At 36.8% G+C, this 15921-nt stretch carries 15 protein-coding genes, 1 tRNA gene and 2 rRNA genes; all 18 read left to right on the top strand.

The annotated features are described in order from the left end of the window. Positions 1–4: 4 nt before the first annotated feature. Positions 5–2911: ribosomal RNA gene (locus PF026_RS06770) — 23S ribosomal RNA — on the top strand. Between the two features lie 256 nt (positions 2912–3167). Next, positions 3168–3284, top strand: a 5S ribosomal RNA gene (rrf, locus tag PF026_RS06765). 357 nt (positions 3285–3641) lie between these two features. Continuing rightward, complete coding sequence (locus PF026_RS07970) at positions 3642–4160, top strand: ComEA family DNA-binding protein (protein ID WP_373567003.1); 519 nt, start codon at positions 3642–3644, stop codon at positions 4158–4160. A 470-nt stretch (positions 4161–4630) separates the two neighbouring features. Then, positions 4631–5113, top strand: coding sequence for a ferritin (locus PF026_RS06755; protein WP_270863735.1), 483 nt, complete (start codon positions 4631–4633; stop codon positions 5111–5113). 133 nt (positions 5114–5246) lie between these two features. After that, positions 5247–5322, top strand: a tRNA-Phe gene (locus PF026_RS06750). A 194-nt stretch (positions 5323–5516) separates the two neighbouring features. Continuing rightward, positions 5517–6743 (top strand): tyrosine-type recombinase/integrase, encoded by a 1227-nt coding sequence (locus tag PF026_RS06745; RefSeq protein WP_270863734.1) that lies wholly within the window; start codon positions 5517–5519, stop codon positions 6741–6743. 183 nt (positions 6744–6926) lie between these two features. After that, positions 6927–7151: a helix-turn-helix transcriptional regulator gene (locus PF026_RS06740; protein WP_270863733.1), complete on the top strand. Its 225-nt coding sequence runs from the start codon at positions 6927–6929 to the stop codon at positions 7149–7151. Then, on the top strand, positions 7144–7479 hold the full coding sequence (locus PF026_RS06735) for a hypothetical protein (RefSeq protein WP_270863732.1): 336 nt from the start codon (positions 7144–7146) through the stop codon (positions 7477–7479). Before PF026_RS06740 ends, PF026_RS06735 begins: the two co-directional genes overlap by 8 nt. A 54-nt stretch (positions 7480–7533) precedes the next feature. Further along, entirely contained in the window at positions 7534–8310 is a 777-nt protein-coding gene (locus PF026_RS06730; RefSeq protein WP_270863731.1) for a hypothetical protein, read from the top strand. An 812-nt stretch (positions 8311–9122) separates the two neighbouring features. Next, the gene (locus PF026_RS06725; RefSeq protein ID WP_270863730.1) at positions 9123–9245 is read left to right on the top strand and encodes a hypothetical protein; all 123 of its coding nucleotides are present in this window, start codon (positions 9123–9125) and stop codon (positions 9243–9245) included. Between the two features lie 285 nt (positions 9246–9530). Beyond that, positions 9531–10148, top strand: a complete 618-nt coding sequence (locus PF026_RS06720) for a 4'-phosphopantetheinyl transferase superfamily protein (protein ID WP_270870383.1) — start codon at positions 9531–9533, stop codon at positions 10146–10148. Positions 10149–10151: 3 nt separating this feature from the next. Beyond that, positions 10152–11378, top strand: a complete 1227-nt coding sequence (locus tag PF026_RS06715; protein WP_270870384.1) for an NAD(P)/FAD-dependent oxidoreductase — start codon at positions 10152–10154, stop codon at positions 11376–11378. Next, positions 11375–11764: a hypothetical protein gene (locus PF026_RS06710; protein ID WP_270870385.1), complete on the top strand. Its 390-nt coding sequence runs from the start codon at positions 11375–11377 to the stop codon at positions 11762–11764. Before PF026_RS06715 ends, PF026_RS06710 begins: the two co-directional genes overlap by 4 nt. Continuing rightward, positions 11745–12893 carry a beta-ketoacyl synthase N-terminal-like domain-containing protein gene (locus PF026_RS06705; RefSeq protein WP_270870386.1) on the top strand — a complete coding sequence of 383 codons (1149 nt, stop codon included), beginning with the start codon at positions 11745–11747 and terminating at the stop codon, positions 12891–12893. Before PF026_RS06710 ends, PF026_RS06705 begins: the two co-directional genes overlap by 20 nt. Beyond that, positions 12890–13315, top strand: coding sequence for an ApeP family dehydratase (locus tag PF026_RS06700; RefSeq protein WP_270870387.1), 426 nt, complete (start codon positions 12890–12892; stop codon positions 13313–13315). The genes PF026_RS06705 and PF026_RS06700 overlap by 4 nt, the downstream gene beginning before the upstream one ends. Further along, entirely contained in the window at positions 13308–14033 is a 726-nt protein-coding gene (gene fabG / locus PF026_RS06695) for a 3-oxoacyl-ACP reductase FabG (protein ID WP_270870388.1), read from the top strand. The genes PF026_RS06700 and fabG overlap by 8 nt, the downstream gene beginning before the upstream one ends. Next, positions 14027–15256: a beta-ketoacyl-ACP synthase gene (locus tag PF026_RS06690; protein ID WP_270863723.1), complete on the top strand. Its 1230-nt coding sequence runs from the start codon at positions 14027–14029 to the stop codon at positions 15254–15256. Before fabG ends, PF026_RS06690 begins: the two co-directional genes overlap by 7 nt. Before the next feature lie 16 nt (positions 15257–15272). Beyond that, a complete protein-coding gene (locus PF026_RS06685; protein WP_270863722.1) occupies positions 15273–15695 on the top strand; it encodes an excinuclease ABC subunit A in 423 nt (140 codons plus the stop codon). Positions 15696–15921: the final 226 nt, after the last annotated feature.

Raw genomic sequence — 15921 nt, 5'->3', positions numbered from 1 at the left:
AAAAAGGTAAGCTACTAAGAGCAAACGGTGGATGCCTTGGCTAGTAGAGGCGATGAAGGACGTGCCAGGCTGCGATAAGTCTCGGGGAGCCGTCAAGGGGCTTTGATCCGGGAATTTCCGAATGGGGCAACCCAGTTAATAGTAATATTAACTACCTACGGGAGCGAACGAGGGGAATTGAAACATCTTAGTACCCTCAGGAAAAGAAATCAAAAGAGATTACGCTAGTAGCGGCGAGCGAAAGCGTAAGAGGGCAAACCACTAGCTTGCTAGTGGGGTTGTAGGACTGCATAAAAGACTAAAAGCAGATAGCAGAATAAACTGGAAAGTTTAATCATAGAGGGTGATAATCCCGTATGCGAAATCTCCTTTTTACTTAGCAGTATCCTGAGTAGGGCGGGACACGCGAAATCCTGTCTGAAGCCGGGTAGACCACTATCCAACCCTAAATACTACTACTAGACCGATAGTGCACAAGTACCGTGAGGGAAAGGTGAAAAGAACTGAGGTGATCAGAGTGAAATAGAACCTGAAACCGTTTGCTTACAATCATTCAGAGCCCTATGATTTATCAGGGTGATGGACTGCCTTTTGCATAATGAGCCTGCGAGTTGTGGTATCTGGCAAGGTTAAGGAAACCCGGAGCCGTAGCGAAAGCGAGTCTTAATAGGGCGCTAAGTCAGATGCTGCAGACCCGAAACGATGTGATCTATCCATGAGCAGGTTGAAACCGGTGTAAGAACCGGTGGAGGACCGAACCGACGGCTGTTGAAAAAGCTCCGGATGACTTGTGGATAGGGGTGAAAGGCCAATCAAACATCGTGATAGCTGGTTCTCTCCGAAATATATCGAGGTATAGCGTTGTGTCGTAATTATAAGGGGTAGAGCACTGAATGGGCTAGGGCATACACCAATGTACCAAACCCTATCAAACTCCGAATACTTATAATGTAATCACAGCAGTCAGGCGGCGAGTGATAAAATCCGTCGTCAAGAGGGGAACAACCCAGATTAACAGCTAAGGTCCCTAAATCTTATTTAAGTGGAAAACGATGTGGAGTTACTGAAACAACCAGGAGGTTGGCTTAGAAGCAGCCATCCTTTAAAGATAGCGTAATAGCTCACTGGTCTAGTGATTCTGCGCGGAAAATATAACGGGGCTAAAATAAGTACCGAAGCTTTAAATTTACACTTTTGTGTAAGTGGTAGGAGAGCGTTCTATTCAGCGTCGAAGCCATACCGGCAAGGAGTGGTGGAGCGGATAGAAGTGAGCATGCAGGCATGAGTAGCGATAAAATATGTGAGAATCATATTCGCCGTAAACCCAAGGTTTCCTACGCGATGCTCGTCATCGTAGGGTTAGTCGGGTCCTAAGCAAAGTCCGAAAGGGGTATGCGATGGAAAATCGGTTAATATTCCGATACCAATATTAGTGTGCGATGGAAGGACGCTTAAAGTTAGGGGAGCCAGCTGATGGAAGTGCTGGTCTAAGTGTGTAGGTTGAGTTATAGGCAAATCCGTAACTCTTTATCCGAGACATTAAAGGCTCTTGACGCTCTTCGGAGTAGATGGAGAATCCTTGATACTATCGAGCCAAGAAAAGTTTCTAAGTTTAGCTAATATTGCCCGTACCGTAAACCGACACAGGTGGGTGGGATGAGTATTCTAAGGCGCGTGGAAGAACTCTCTTTAAGGAACTCTGCAAAATAGCACCGTATCTTCGGTATAAGGTGTGCCTAACTTTGTGAAAGATTTACTCCCTAAGCAAAGAAGGTTACAACAAAGAGTCCCTCCCGACTGTTTACCATAAACACAGCACTCTGCTAACAAGCAATTGGATGTATAGGGTGTGACGCCTGCCCGGTGCTCGAAGGTTAATTGATGATGTCAGCTCACGCGAAGCATCTGATCGAAGCCCGAGTAAACGGCGGCCGTAACTATAACGGTCCTAAGGTAGCGAAATTCCTTGTCGGTTAAATACCGACCTGCATGAATGGCGTAACGAGATGGGAGCTGTCTCAAAGAGGGATCCAGTGAAATTGTAGTGGAGGTGAAAATTCCTCCTACCCGCGGCAAGACGGAAAGACCCCGTGGACCTTTACTATAGCTTGACACTGCTACTTGGATAAAGATGCGCAGGATAGGTGGGAGGCTTTGATCCATAGACCCCGGTTTATGGTGAGCCATTGTTGAGATACCACTCTTCTTTATTTGGGTAGCTAACTAGCCTGAGTATATCCTCAGGTAGGACAATGTCTGGTGGGTAGTTTGACTGGGGCGGTCGCCTCCCAAAATGTAACGGAGGCTTACAAAGGTTGGCTCAAAGCGGTTGGAAATCGCTTGTAGAGTATAAAGGCATAAGCCAGCTTAACTGCGAGACACACAAGTCAAGCAGAGACGAAAGTCGGTCTTAGTGATCCGGTGGTTCTGTGTGGAAGGGCCATCGCTCAAAGGATAAAAGGTACCCCGGGGATAACAGGCTGATCTCCCCCAAGAGCTCACATCGACGGGGAGGTTTGGCACCTCGATGTCGGCTCATCGCATCCTGGGGCTGGAGCAGGTCCCAAGGGTATGGCTGTTCGCCATTTAAAGCGGTACGCGAGCTGGGTTCAGAACGTCGTGAGACAGTTCGGTCCCTATCTGCCGTGGGCGTAAGAAGATTGAGGAGAGTTGACTCTAGTACGAGAGGACCGAGTCGAACGAACCACTGGTGTATCGGTTGTTCTGCCAAGAGCATCGCCGAGTAGCTAAGTTCGGATGCGATAAGAGCTGAAAGCATCTAAGCTCGAAGCCAACTCCAAGATGAATCTTCTTTTAAGAGCTCAGAAAGACTATCTGTTTGATAGGCCGGATGTGTAAGTGATGAAAGTCATTTAGCTGACCGGTACTAATAGCTCGTTTGCTTATCTTTTTAAGCATTACTTCCTTGTTAAGGATAAAACTTGCTTCGTCTTTTGAACGCTTTTTTGCGATATTTCGCATTTGCTTCACTGCGACGCACAAACAAGTGCGTCTCATTCGCAAACGCTTATAAACGCAAAAAATCATTTCAAAATACTCGCAACTTTAAATTTGAATAATCCTTACAAGCAAAATTATTTTTATTAAGCTTGATGACTTTTGCAGTGTTAAAAAAGCAAACTTACAAAGTTTCCTTTTTTAACACTGTCCGTGACTATACAGATGAGGAAACGCCTTGCTCCATACCGAACCAAGAAGCTAAGCTCATCATGGCTGATGATACTATCCCTTACTGGGACGGGGAAAGTAGGTCGTTGCGGACTTTGTTGTTATTTCTTTATGCTTTCTTTTTTAAATCAATTAATCTTTTAAATAAATCTTAGTTAAATCTTTAAAATTTAATTTGTAGTTTTTGGTGTTGAATTTGTGGGATTGGGTTGTTAAATTTATCTAATTTAGATATAAATTTAATGATGAAAAATTGTAAGATTTTTTATATTTTATAAATTGTATTTAAATTTATGAATTAAATTTAATTTGCGTTTTTGCAATATAAATTTGCAAATAAAATTATCTTTATAAATTTATTAAAAGTATTTCTAATTACTTTCATTTTAATTTAAATTTAAGCTTCTATAAGTTAGGATTAAAATTCAATTTTTTTATTTGAAGGAGTTCCTATGAAATTATCAAAAATTCTAGTTCTAGTTACGGCGGTAGCGAGTTTTGCATTTGCAGAGATTAATCTTAACACAGCTACAAAAAAAGAACTTATGATGCTACCGGGTATTGGTGCAGGAAAAGCAGAAGCCATCATAGAATATAGAAAATCAAATAAATTTGAAAGAATTGAAGATATAAAAAATATAAAAGGTATCGGAAATAAAAGATTTGAAATGCTAAAAGATGATTTGAGCGTTAGCGGCGAAACCGATACGACAAATTTAAAATCAGTTGCCCAAAAAGAAAAAGCAAAAGCCGAAAGAAAGGCAAAAGCAAAAGCCAAAAAAGCAGAAAAAAATGCTAAAAAGGCAAAAGATGAAGTAAAAGAAATGACAAAAGAAGCAAAAGATAGCACTAAAAAGGCTAAAAGCGAAACAAAAGAAAAAGTTAAAAAAGTAAAGGAAAAATCAGAAAAAACTGCAAATAAAGCAAAAGACGAAGTAAAAGAAAGCGCTAAAAAAGCAAAAAAAGATTAATTTTTATTAATAAATTTACAAATCTTGGCAAACTTGAAGTTAAATTTCCAAGATTGCATTAGAATTTTTATTATGATAGTGTGAAAGTTTTGGATAAGTAAAAGTTAGAGCGTGTAAAATTTCTTGTTAAATTTATTGTGCTACAAAACGAGCGTAAAGAAGCATTTGGTTTTACAATATAAAATAAAGTGAAAAAAATATTTGCTTTATTTTCTAGTCTCCAAACGAAACTATGGTTGCGTCGTGTTTTGCTAGATATTTGGAAAAAACGACCATTTTAAAAGTAGATAATTAATTTCATTACTGTTATGAGTGGAAATTTATTAGTTAAATTTATAGTAAGCTCTTTTGTTGTAAAATTTGATTATAGTTATTATTTTATATTATCAAAATATATTAAATATTGATAAGACAAATTTAAGTTTTTTTGTTGTAAATTTTCAAAATAATTTCGTTTTAAAGGAGAAAAAATGAAAAAAAATATAGCAAAAGCTATGAGCGAGCATGTGGTTTTTGAGATGTATTCAGGTTACATTTATTTACAAGCTTCTTTGGTTATGGAGCGTGAAAACTACAAAGGTTATGCGGCGTGGCTATTTCAGCATTACAAAGAAGAATTTTCTCACGCAGAAGATTTTATTGCATTTTTGCAAAAACGCGACATTACACCTGAGCTTGGAGATATTAAATTTAGCCCAGTCGATGTCAAAACTCCGCTTGAAGTAGCAAAACTCATCTTAGAGCACGAGCAAAAGGTTACTGCTCGTATCTCAAAACTGCTCGAACTAGCTAGAAAAGAGGGCGATTACGCTACTGAGATTTTCTTGCACTCTTACATAAGCGAACAAATCGAAGAAGAAGACATCGCCAAAAATAATCTTGATAGATTTGTATTAGCCGGGGACAATGTATCTGCCAGACTTAGCGTGGATTTGACATTTTCTGGCAAATAAAGGCTAACTTGGCGTATAAATTCCGCTTGGTTTTTTAAATTCGGCTGGGCGGAATTTTACAAAAAAGATTTAAATTTATCAAATTTAAATCTTTTTTAAGCACTCTTTGAATATAATAATTTTTCTTTTTCGTGGTTGGATAGCTCAGTCGGTAGAGCAGCAGACTGAAAATCTGCGTGTCGGCAGTTCGATTCTGCCTCTAACCACCATTTCCCCTTTTTAACGACTTTCACAAAACTTCACAAAGCACCATTTTAAGAGACTTTAAAGCATATTTTGATTAAAATCATTTTCAAGGAAAATCAACGATTTTCACAAAAAAAGCAACACAAACAGCACCATAAAAGCACCATAAAATTTTTATGGTGCAGTTTTTGCAAGTAATGATTATAAGGGGGCTTAGATGAATTCCTTTACAACAGACAGCCAACTAAAAAATTACAGGCTACCACAAAATAAAGAAGTGATAGATTTAAACGATACCAAAACGCCAAATTTATTTTGTAGAGTTAGACAGGGCGTAAAAGAACAAAGCAAGACATTTTTATATGTTTATCGCATAGGCAAAGCCGTCAAAAAAATCACAATAGGTAAGTATCCAAGCATTAGCCTAAACGAAGCAAGGCTAAAAGCAAGAGAGTATCAAATCGCAAGGGATAGGGGCGAAACGATAAAAAGCGAAAAGGAAAAAGCCCTTACATTTAGCGAAGTAGCCGAGCAATGGCTAAACATAAGTCAAAAGGCAGAAAGCACACTAGCAAAGGATATAAGTAGATTAAATACGCATATTTATCCTTATATCAAAGACCACAAAATAAACGAACTCACACGCCTTGATTTGGTTCAAGTGATAGAAAAAATCCAAGCCAAAGCAGAAATTGACGGCAAGGGGCTAAACACTTCTTACAAATGCTTTTCGATTTTAAACGGAGTTATGGATTTAGCAGTTAGCAAAGGCTATATCCAAATTTCACCACTTTATGGAGTTAAATTTAACAAAACTTTCAAAGCCCTACCAGAGCCAACACCACGCAAGGCGATAACAGACGAAACACGCATAAAAGATTTTTTAAGAGCAGTCAAAAACGCAAATTTTATATTTTTTCATACAAAACAAGCTTTATTATTTGGACTTCACACAGCTTTGAGAAATGCAAATGTCCGTCTTTTGCAATGGGAGTATATAGACTTTAACAAAAAACTTTTAACCATACCGGCTAATGAAATGAAATTAAAGCAAGAATTTATTTTGCCTTTGAGTTCGCAAGTTATGGATATTTTAGACGAAGTGAAAAAATATAATAGCAAATTTGGGATAAATTCGCCTTTTGTTTTTATCACTCCAAAAAATAGCGATAAACCTTTAAGCGAGAACGCTTTGAATTTAGCAGTTAAAAGTTTGGGCTTTGGTTACGAAATGCACTTTCACGGACTTAGAAGCACATTTTCGACCATTTGTAACGAACACACCAAAGAACACGGCTTAAACTATGAAGTGATTGAGCTTTGTATCGACCACAAAGAGCGAAAAAATGTTCGAGCAGTTTATAACAGAAGCGAACGATTAAGCGAAAAAACCGAGTTAATGCAGTGGTATAGCGACTATTTAGAAAATTTAGGCAAAGAGTAAGAGCTAAAATTTTAAGAATATTCAAATTTTCCAAAAAAAACTATAAAAAATCAAAAAAAATTGCTAAATTTACGAAATAATACTATATTTCGTATCATCACCTTTATTAAAATACGCTCATAATTTTTCAATCATTGCAATGAAAACCGAAAAATTAAATTTATTTTTCAAGGATTTTTCATTATGAATAATCAAAATTTAAATAAATGGCTAAACGCCAAGCAGTTAAGAGAATATCTAGGCGGTATCAGTCAAGCTACGCTTTGGCGATACTATAAAAGAGAAAATAAACTTCCGCAACCGAAGCGAATATCAAAAAGTATTTTGCTTTGGAATATTGATGAAGTTAATGCAAAATTAGGCTTAACTTCACAAGCCGAAGCAACACAAGGGGGAGAAAATGAGTAAATCAAAAAAAGCCCCTTTGGCTATTCGTGGAAGCAAGTATTCCACGATTTTAATTTTAAAGGCTTTGGTTAGTGGCGAAAAAATCACAAACCACGAAAACGCTAAATTTCACACAAATTCCGTAAAGGATATTATAGGCGATTTAAGGCGAAATTATCATTTAGAAATAGCCGATATTCGTGTAAAAAATGAATTATCAAAAGGCTATCATAAGAGATATTTTATTAATCGCAAAAATAAAAGAGCGATTAAACACGCAAAAGGCATTTTGAATTATTTACAAAATGCTAATTGCGTGGTAAATCTTTATGATGATTTGTTTGAGTAAAAATTAAAATTAAAAAGGGCGATTTGATTATCGCCCTTGAACGATTTTAAGACAATGAAATTATATCACAATTCAGAGCCTATTCAAAGCGTTTTTAAAGCGATAGGCGAAAAAAACGAATATTTTATCAAGGAAAATATAAATCAATTTACAGAGCCTAATTTTAACGGAATTGATAGTTTGCGATTTGTTATCACAAAAGCATTTTTTGATAAATTTATCAAACATTTTGATTTAAAATTTAATGAAACTTCATTTAATACAAGACATTACACACTAGCTGATATATTTAGCACACAAACGCCAAAAACGGCTTTTATTTGCAAAGTAACCGATAAGATTAAGATTTATGCTTACCACTCAACCGACACGCTAAATTTAAGCCGTAAGCATAAGAAAAAACTAGACAATTTTATTTTTTTAGAAATTCACGGCTTACAACAATATCAAAGCGAAGCAGCCGAACCGATTAAGCACGGCAAAAAAACACGGCAAATTTTAAAATATTTGCTTTCGTTTTGCGACACAGGCAAGAGCCGAAATAATATCGCACTTAAAAGTTTTGATTTCGCCCTTGATTATTTTGAAAAGGCTGAAATTTGCAAAAGTTACGCAATAAAAAAGGCTGAATACTTAGCAAATTTAGAGTGTGAATTTAAAAAATACAAAGATACGACCACGCTTTACATACAGAAAAACGCAAGACCAAATTCAGAGCCGATTAACGCAAATTTACAAAGAGTAAAGATTTATGATAAAACGGCTAAAAACTCACTCAAAAGCCCTTTAATTCGTTTTGAACTATGCTTTTTTATTAGTGATAATGGTTGAAACTCACTTCCGACCTAATTCGCTATTTTTGCAACCTAAAAAAATGCGAACAAAGCACCATAAGGCTTATGTTTGAAGCATAGGCTAAAATCTCTCTCTAATAGAGAAAAGGAAATTCCTTTATGCTAACCATTACCAAAATATCTAAAACCACAGCTTTATTATTTTATTAAAATTTAGAGTGTGAATTTAAAATAATTCCGTTTAGAGCTTAAAATTTGACCCACTTCAAAAAGCATAAAGCAAAAGAGCAAGAGCAAAACACAAACAAGAACAAAAACAAACGCACCACAAAGCAAGGCAAGGCAAACAAAACATAAAGCAAGAACAAAAAAGCAAAGCATTAGCTAAAAATAAGAAATGCAAACGCACAAAATCACAATGCGAATAACCAAGCAAAGATAAGAGCTAAACGCAAAGACCCGCCCATACCCCTACAAAAAATAAAAATAAACTTAAATATATCCATAAGAATTTTTTAGCAAATTTTGAATTCAAAGTCCGATTTTATTATGATTTACAAAAAAAGTAAGGTATAAAAATAAGTAAAAATCTAACAAAATAAAAAAAAGTTTGTTATATAAGAAATATTTTTTATTTCCACATTTTAGTAATATTTTATACTAATCGTAATACTGATAAAAACATAATCCTTTACAGAGTAAAAACAGAAAAAATAAAACCATTTGAGAAGTAAAAACCGAACAAAAACGAACGCACAAAAGCCATAAATACCAAAGCCACAAAGCAAAAGCGAACATCACAAGGCGAACGATAAAGCGAACGCATAAATCACACCAAAACAAAACGCAATGAGCCTTTTTATTATCCATTTAGCTACTTATGCTATAATGCGACCTATGGTAAAAGATTTTGATTTGAGTAAATGCGATTTTTTACCACAAAGCTTAATTAAGTTTAGCGTTAAAATTTGAGTGAATTTTGAGAATTCTTAAATCAAATTTACCACTTTAAGCAAACGAAACTTAAAAAAGTGAATTTCACTTTTGCAAAAAGCCTAATTTAGGGGCTTTATGTATTTTAGTTTTGAAAACTAAACTTTTCAAAAGTAGAAAATTTTACATTTTAAACTTAAAGAGTAATAGCTACATAAAAAGCACCATAATTTATTATTATTTTTAGTTGAAAGGATTATATATAAGTGTTTTAGAGCTTTATAAAAGACGCCTCTAACCACCACTTTTTATTCAGATAAAATTATGCAACGATTTGAAATACACATTAGCGATAAAATCTTTAAATTTGATAAATCAAAGCTAGATAAAAAAGACAAAAAATTATACAAATCCCGTAAAAATTCTGCTGATTTTTTGCTTTCTCGTTCTGTTAAATCACGCATTAAAAAACGGGGCAAGTTTTGCATTTCGCATAAAAAATTTGATGAAAATTTACTAAATTTGAGCGATTTAAATACTGCTTTAAATTTGCAAAATTCTCCAAATTTAGCGACAAACAAAGCAAATTTATCAAATCACATCGCAGCTGTCGGCTTTTCAAATAAAAAATTTGGGCTTGATTTGGAGATTTTAGCGGAGCGAGATTTTGACAGCGTGATTGATTTTTGTTTTAACGAATTTGAAAAAAATTTAATGCAAATTTGCGATAAAAGCGAAAAAATAATCCTTTTTTATCAAATTTACACTATCAAAGAAGCTATCATTAAGCTAGAAAATCTCGCATTTAGCGACCTTGCAAGGGTCGGGCTAAGCACAAATCAAAACGAAATCAAAGCCAAAAATCACAAAGGTAAATTTATAAGTTTTAAAACTTATTTGCTTTATAATAAATTTCTGATTTCTGTTTGTTTTAAGGAGTAAAAAATGTATGATGTTTTGGTAATCGGTGCTGGACCAAGTGGTAGCGTGGCGGCGGCATTTTTGCATAAAGCCGGTCTTAAAGTGCGAGTTTTGGAAAAAGAAACTATGCCAAAATTCGTCATTGGCGAGAGTTTGCTCTCAAACTGCAACAATATCCTTGAAGAAGCAGGTCTATTAGACGCTGTTTATAACTACGGATTTCAATACAAAAACGGCGCTGCTTTTTCGTGGGGCGAGAAATACACATATATCGATTTTTGCGATAAATCAAGCGTTGGAAGCGGGACGACTTTTCAAGTCCCAAGGGCTGATTTCGACAAACTTTTGATAGATGAAGTCGAAAAAATTGGCGTAGAAGTAACCTACAAATGCGAAGTAAAAGCAGTCGATTTTAGCGGACAAAATGCAGTTTTAAGCGTGGAAAATAACGGCATTAGCGAAAATTTAGAAGCCAAATTTGTCCTTGATGCGAGCGGATACGGACGGATTTTGCCGAGCTTATTAAATTTAGAAACGCCGTCTCACTTACCGCCTAGAAGTGCGTATTTCACGCATATAGAGGATAATATAACAGAGCCGCTTTATGATAGAAATAAGATTTTAATCACCACTCACCCGGTTCATAGAGATGTTTGGATTTGGTTGATTCCGTTTTCAAATGGGCGTTGTTCTATCGGCGTGGTCGGCGAAAAACATATCATAAATCCATCAAATTTAGAAATAAATCCTGAAAATAACGCCGAAATTCTTAAAAAATGCGTTTATGAATGTCCTATGCTAAAAAGGCTTTTAAACAATGCTCTCTGGGATACGCCTGTGCGAAATCTCAACGGATATTCAAAAAATGTGAGCCGTCTGTATGGCGATAAATACGCACTTTTAGGCAATGCGACTGAGTTTTTAGATCCTGTATTTAGCTCAGGCGTTACGATTGCATTGTATTCAGCTAAAATCGCCGCAAAATGCGTGATAGACGAGATCAAAAACGGCAAGGCTGATTGGGAAAATGATTACGCAAAAGAGCTAATGAGCGGCGTTGATACATTTAGAGTTTATGTCGATGGCTGGTATGATGGCAAATTCCAAGATGTGATTTATTATCCGAAAAAAGATCACAAAATCAAACGCTACATAAGCTCGGTTTTAGCGGGTTATGCGTGGGATAAAAGCAATCCATTTGTAAAAGATGCAAAAAGGCATTTAGATACCTTAGCTGAGCTTTGCAAATGAGATTTTTGATTGCCGTTTTTTTGGTTTTTTTGTTTTTTGGGTGTGCTGCTAAATTTACGCTTAGCGATACGCCCAAATTTAGCCAAAAGCATTTTTTGGTAGAAAACGGCGGAGTAAAAAGCCAAATTTTTGCTAGAAGCGGCGATGGATTTTATCATTTTATCTGGCTTGATATGCTAAAAGCTCCGATTGCAAGGAAATTTTTGCATTTAAATAATTGCGGTGAAAAAATTTGCGCAGAGTTTGAAAACGACGGATTTTTACCGCCAAATAAAGGGGCTGAAAATTTATTTTTAAATTTGCTTGAAAATATCGAAAAAAGCGAATTTGAGATAAATTTGCAAGGTCAAATTTATAAGGTCAAAAATGCAAATTTATCTAAGTAGCCCTGGTCTCATAAGCTCTGCCGGAAATGATACAAACGCCGTATTTAAGGCAGTTTGCGACAAAAACTCAGCCCTAAAAAAAATAGAAAATTTTTATAATAACAAAAGCTTTGTTTTGGGCAAAATTTCGCAAAATTTAGATCAAATTTGCCCTAAATTTAAAAGAGATTTCGCAAATCGCACAAATCAAATTTTATTTCTTGCTTTTATGCAAATTGAAAATGAGATTAAAAATGCGATTGCTAAATTTGGCTTGCACCGCGTCGGCGTGGTCATTGGCACGACCGTAACAGGAGTGCAAAGCAATTTTAAAGCCTTTGAAAATCACGCAAAAATGGGCGAATTTAAAGGATACAACGCAGAGCAAAACTCTCAGGGAAATCCTGCGAATTTCGTGAGAGATTTTTTTGGCTTAAAAAGCGTTGCAGTGGGGATTTCATCAGCTTGCACTAGCGGAAATAAAGCCGTAATCGAAGCTGCAAGGCTTATAAAAAGCGGGATTTGCGACGCTGTGATTTGCGGTGGGAGCGACGGGATCGATACTTTGACTGTTTTGGGATTTGAGAGTCTTGGTGTGCTAAGCGATGAGAGATTAAATCCGTTCTCTCTTAACCGAAAAGGCACGAATTTGGGCGAAGGAGCGGGAGTTTTTTTGCTAAGCCGTGATGAGATTTCAGACATTGCTTTGCTCTCATACCATGCAAACTCAGACGCTTTTCATATAACTCAGCCAAATCCAAGTGCCACTATGCAAATTGAGGCGATAAATTTAGCCTTGCAAAAAGCGGGTTTAGACAAAGTGGATTATGTAAATTTACACGGCACAGGCACAAATGCAAACGACATTATGGAAAGCGTGGCGATAAGTTCGACGCTAAAAAACACGCCGTGTAGTTCGAGTAAGCCGATTTTTGGGCATACGCTAGGAGCAGCAGGAGCCATTGAGCTTGGAATTTGCTTTCAAGTCATAAAAAACGGCATTTTGCCACCTCAAATTTACGATAAAGAGCAAATTTTGCCAAAAATAAATATAATAGATGAAAAAATACAGACAAACATAAAAACTGCGATGAATTTAAGCTTTGCTTTTGGCGGAGACAACGCAGTTAGCGTGATAGGAAAAATATGAATATAAAATCAATTTTGCCCCAAAGCGGATACATGGTTTTTTTGGACGAAATCAAAGAAATCAAGCAAGGCGAGATAGTATGCGCTGTGAAAATTCCGCCTGGTTCGCCATTTGTAGAAGACGGACGACTTGAAAGCTACACATATATCGAAATAATGGCACAATCAATCGCAGCTTATGCAGGAAGCAACGATAAAATCGAGCTTGGATTTTTGCTAAGTTGTCGCAAAATGGATATTTTCCGCCCTTTTGTAAATGTAGGCGATGAGCTAATCATAAAAGCAACCGAGAGCCTAAGTGACGGGGCTGGAATGTTTGTGTTTGATTGTGAAATTTTGCTTGGCAATGAGTGCGTTGCAAAGGCGAGTTTGAGTGTGTTAAATCCGAGTAAAGAATTTTTAGATAAGGCGATAAATGAATAAGCGGGTTTTGATTACGGGTTCTAGTGCGGGGATCGGCAAGGCGTGTGCTTTAAGACTAGCAAAAGCCGGTTATGAAGTGGTTTTACACGGGCGAAATTTAGTAAATTTACAAGCCGTAGCGGATGAAATTTGCAAATTTGGAGCTAAAAAGCCTGAAATTTTAATTTTTGATGTCGCAGATACTGAGGGGGCAAAAGAAATTCTTACAAAAGATTTGCAAAATGGCGTGTATTACGGCGTGATTTTAAACGCAGGAATCACGCGAGATAACACATTTGCTGGACTTGAAGAGATCGAGTGGAAAAGCGTAATTGATACAAATTTAAATAGTTTTTACAATGTGCTAAATCCCGTGCTAATGCCGATGATAAGGGCTAAAAGTCCGGCTAGAATAATCGTAATGAGCTCAGTTAGCGCAATCATGGGAAATCGCGGACAGAGCAATTACGCCGCTAGTAAAGCAGGTCTTATCGCAGCGGCAAAATCTTTGGCAATCGAACTTGCAAGTAGGAAAATAACCGTTAATTGCATAGCACCGGGACTAATCGATACGGCTATGACAGATTTGGGCGAATTAAAAGATGAGATAATCAAGCAAATTCCGGCTCGTCGCATTGGGGAAGCAGACGAAGTGGCTGCTTTGGCTGAGTTTTTGTTAAGCGAAAAAGCTAGCTATATCACAAGACAAGTAATAGGAGTAAATGGCGGATTATGTTAAATAGGGTTGTAGTTACTGGTTTTGGAAATGTTTGTGCATTTGGGCGTGAGTGGAGCGAGATAAGAGCTAAATTTGAAGCTAAGCAAAATGCCGTTAAATTTATGAGCGAGTGGGATAGGTTTGGGAGTGAATTAAATACTCGCTTAGCCGCTCCGATAATAAACTACGCACCGCCTTCTCAGTGGGATAGAAAACAACTTCGCTCTCTTGGAATCGTATCTCAATACGCTGTCGAAGCAGCCGGTCTTGCTCTAAAAGATGCCGGGCTTTTAGATGATGAGAGTATAAAAGACGGGCGAATGGGCGTGGCAGCTGGGTCAAGCACAGGAAGCACAGAAGCCATGTCTCAGGCGGTTACTTTGCTGCTTGGCATGGAGAGCAATTTTAATGCAAACACATACATAAGAATGATGCCACACACCACAGCAGCAAATATTTCTATTTTTTATGGGCTAAAAGGTCGCATGATTCCGACAAGTTCGGCTTGCACGAGCGCAAGTCATGCCATAGGATACTCTTATGAAGCCATAAAATACGGGCAAATTGATATGATGTTAGCAGGCGGTGCAGAAGAGCTTTGTCCTAGCGAAGCCTTTGTTTTTGATAGATTGTTTGCGACAAGCTGTAAAAATGATACGCCAAATTTAGCCCCGGCACCGTTTGATGCGGATAGAGACGGGCTAGTTTTGGGCGAAGGCGGATCAATGCTGGTTTTAGAGAGTTTAGAAAGTGCAAAAAAAAGAAATGCCAAAATTTACGCTGAGATTGTGGGCTTTGGATCGAGTTGCGATGGCACTCACATCACTAGACCGCAAAGTGCCACGATGAAAGAAGCTATGCGTTTAGCCTTAAAAGATGCAAATTTAACGCCTGAAAAAATCGGCTACATAAACGCCCACGCCACAGCCACCAAACAAGGCGACATCGCAGAAAGTATCGCCACAAACGAACTTTTTGGCGAAAAAACAGCGATTAGTTCGCTAAAAAGCTATCTTGGGCATACTTTGGGTGCGTGCGGGGCATTGGAGAGCTTTTTGAGCATTATGATGATGAAGCAAAGCAGGTTTTATCCAAATTTAAATTTAAATTCGCTAGATTCGCAGTGTGCAAATTTGAATTATTTACGCGATATTACCGAGATACAAACCGAATTTGTAATGAATAATAATTTCGCATTTGGCGGTGTTAATACATCTTTGATTTTTAAGGATTTTAAAGAGTAAATTTAAAGGGGATAAAATGAAAAAATTTGTTTTATTTTTAGGTGCAATGCTACTTACTAGCAGTGTTTGGGCGAAAAACGAAGTCATTAGACTTCCAATTAGCGGTGCTTTGAATGATCCAAGAGCAAAAGAGGTGCTAGATCCTAGCATTAAGTTATATTTTGGTAAAGACGGTGGCAAAGCTAAAAAAATTACCCAGCAGCTCTCAGCCAATAAAAAGACAAACGGCGTAGGTAAAAGCGATGAAGCAGCATGCAACTGGGCGTTTTTATCGGCAATTAAAACTTTTCAAGAAAGAGCCAAAAGAGAGGGCGGAAGCAAGGTTGTAAATCTTTCTAGTTACTATTATAAAAACGAATTTATAAGTAGTAAAGAATTTGAGTGTGGTGTCGGAAATATAATGGTCGGCGTTACACTTCGTGGCTATATTGCAAAATAAATTTAGTAAATTCGGTGCGATATTGTATCAAATTGCACCGAATTTGATATGTTGAATTCGCAAATTTACATTATCGTTAAAAACTTAAAAATATGCCTATTTGGTTATTTTAGCTATATTTTTTATAAATAAATATTGTAAAAATAATTTTTTTGTTACGCAAATTTTGTAACATTGTTGAAATTTTTGATTTTGATAAATTTAAAAATATTTTTTTAATCTTTTT

The sequence above is a fragment of the Campylobacter sp. CS_NA3 genome, from assembly GCF_027797495.1.
Taxonomy (GTDB): domain Bacteria; phylum Campylobacterota; class Campylobacteria; order Campylobacterales; family Campylobacteraceae; genus Campylobacter_B.
This window is presented reverse-complemented; position numbering and strand designations above follow the sequence as displayed.

Coding starts and splice junctions, on each gene's coding strand:
- PF026_RS07970 (WP_373567003.1), top strand. CDS start 3,642: ATGAAATTATCAAAAATTCTAGTTCTAGTTACGGCGGTAGCGAGTTTT.
- PF026_RS06755 (WP_270863735.1), top strand. CDS start 4,631: ATGAAAAAAAATATAGCAAAAGCTATGAGCGAGCATGTGGTTTTTGAG.
- PF026_RS06745 (WP_270863734.1), top strand. CDS start 5,517: ATGAATTCCTTTACAACAGACAGCCAACTAAAAAATTACAGGCTACCA.
- PF026_RS06740 (WP_270863733.1), top strand. CDS start 6,927: ATGAATAATCAAAATTTAAATAAATGGCTAAACGCCAAGCAGTTAAGA.
- PF026_RS06735 (WP_270863732.1), top strand. CDS start 7,144: ATGAGTAAATCAAAAAAAGCCCCTTTGGCTATTCGTGGAAGCAAGTAT.
- PF026_RS06730 (WP_270863731.1), top strand. CDS start 7,534: ATGAAATTATATCACAATTCAGAGCCTATTCAAAGCGTTTTTAAAGCG.
- PF026_RS06725 (WP_270863730.1), top strand. CDS start 9,123: ATGAGCCTTTTTATTATCCATTTAGCTACTTATGCTATAATGCGACCT.
- PF026_RS06720 (WP_270870383.1), top strand. CDS start 9,531: ATGCAACGATTTGAAATACACATTAGCGATAAAATCTTTAAATTTGAT.
- PF026_RS06715 (WP_270870384.1), top strand. CDS start 10,152: ATGTATGATGTTTTGGTAATCGGTGCTGGACCAAGTGGTAGCGTGGCG.
- PF026_RS06710 (WP_270870385.1), top strand. CDS start 11,375: ATGAGATTTTTGATTGCCGTTTTTTTGGTTTTTTTGTTTTTTGGGTGT.
- PF026_RS06705 (WP_270870386.1), top strand. CDS start 11,745: ATGCAAATTTATCTAAGTAGCCCTGGTCTCATAAGCTCTGCCGGAAAT.
- PF026_RS06700 (WP_270870387.1), top strand. CDS start 12,890: ATGAATATAAAATCAATTTTGCCCCAAAGCGGATACATGGTTTTTTTG.
- fabG (WP_270870388.1), top strand. CDS start 13,308: ATGAATAAGCGGGTTTTGATTACGGGTTCTAGTGCGGGGATCGGCAAG.
- PF026_RS06690 (WP_270863723.1), top strand. CDS start 14,027: ATGTTAAATAGGGTTGTAGTTACTGGTTTTGGAAATGTTTGTGCATTT.
- PF026_RS06685 (WP_270863722.1), top strand. CDS start 15,273: ATGAAAAAATTTGTTTTATTTTTAGGTGCAATGCTACTTACTAGCAGT.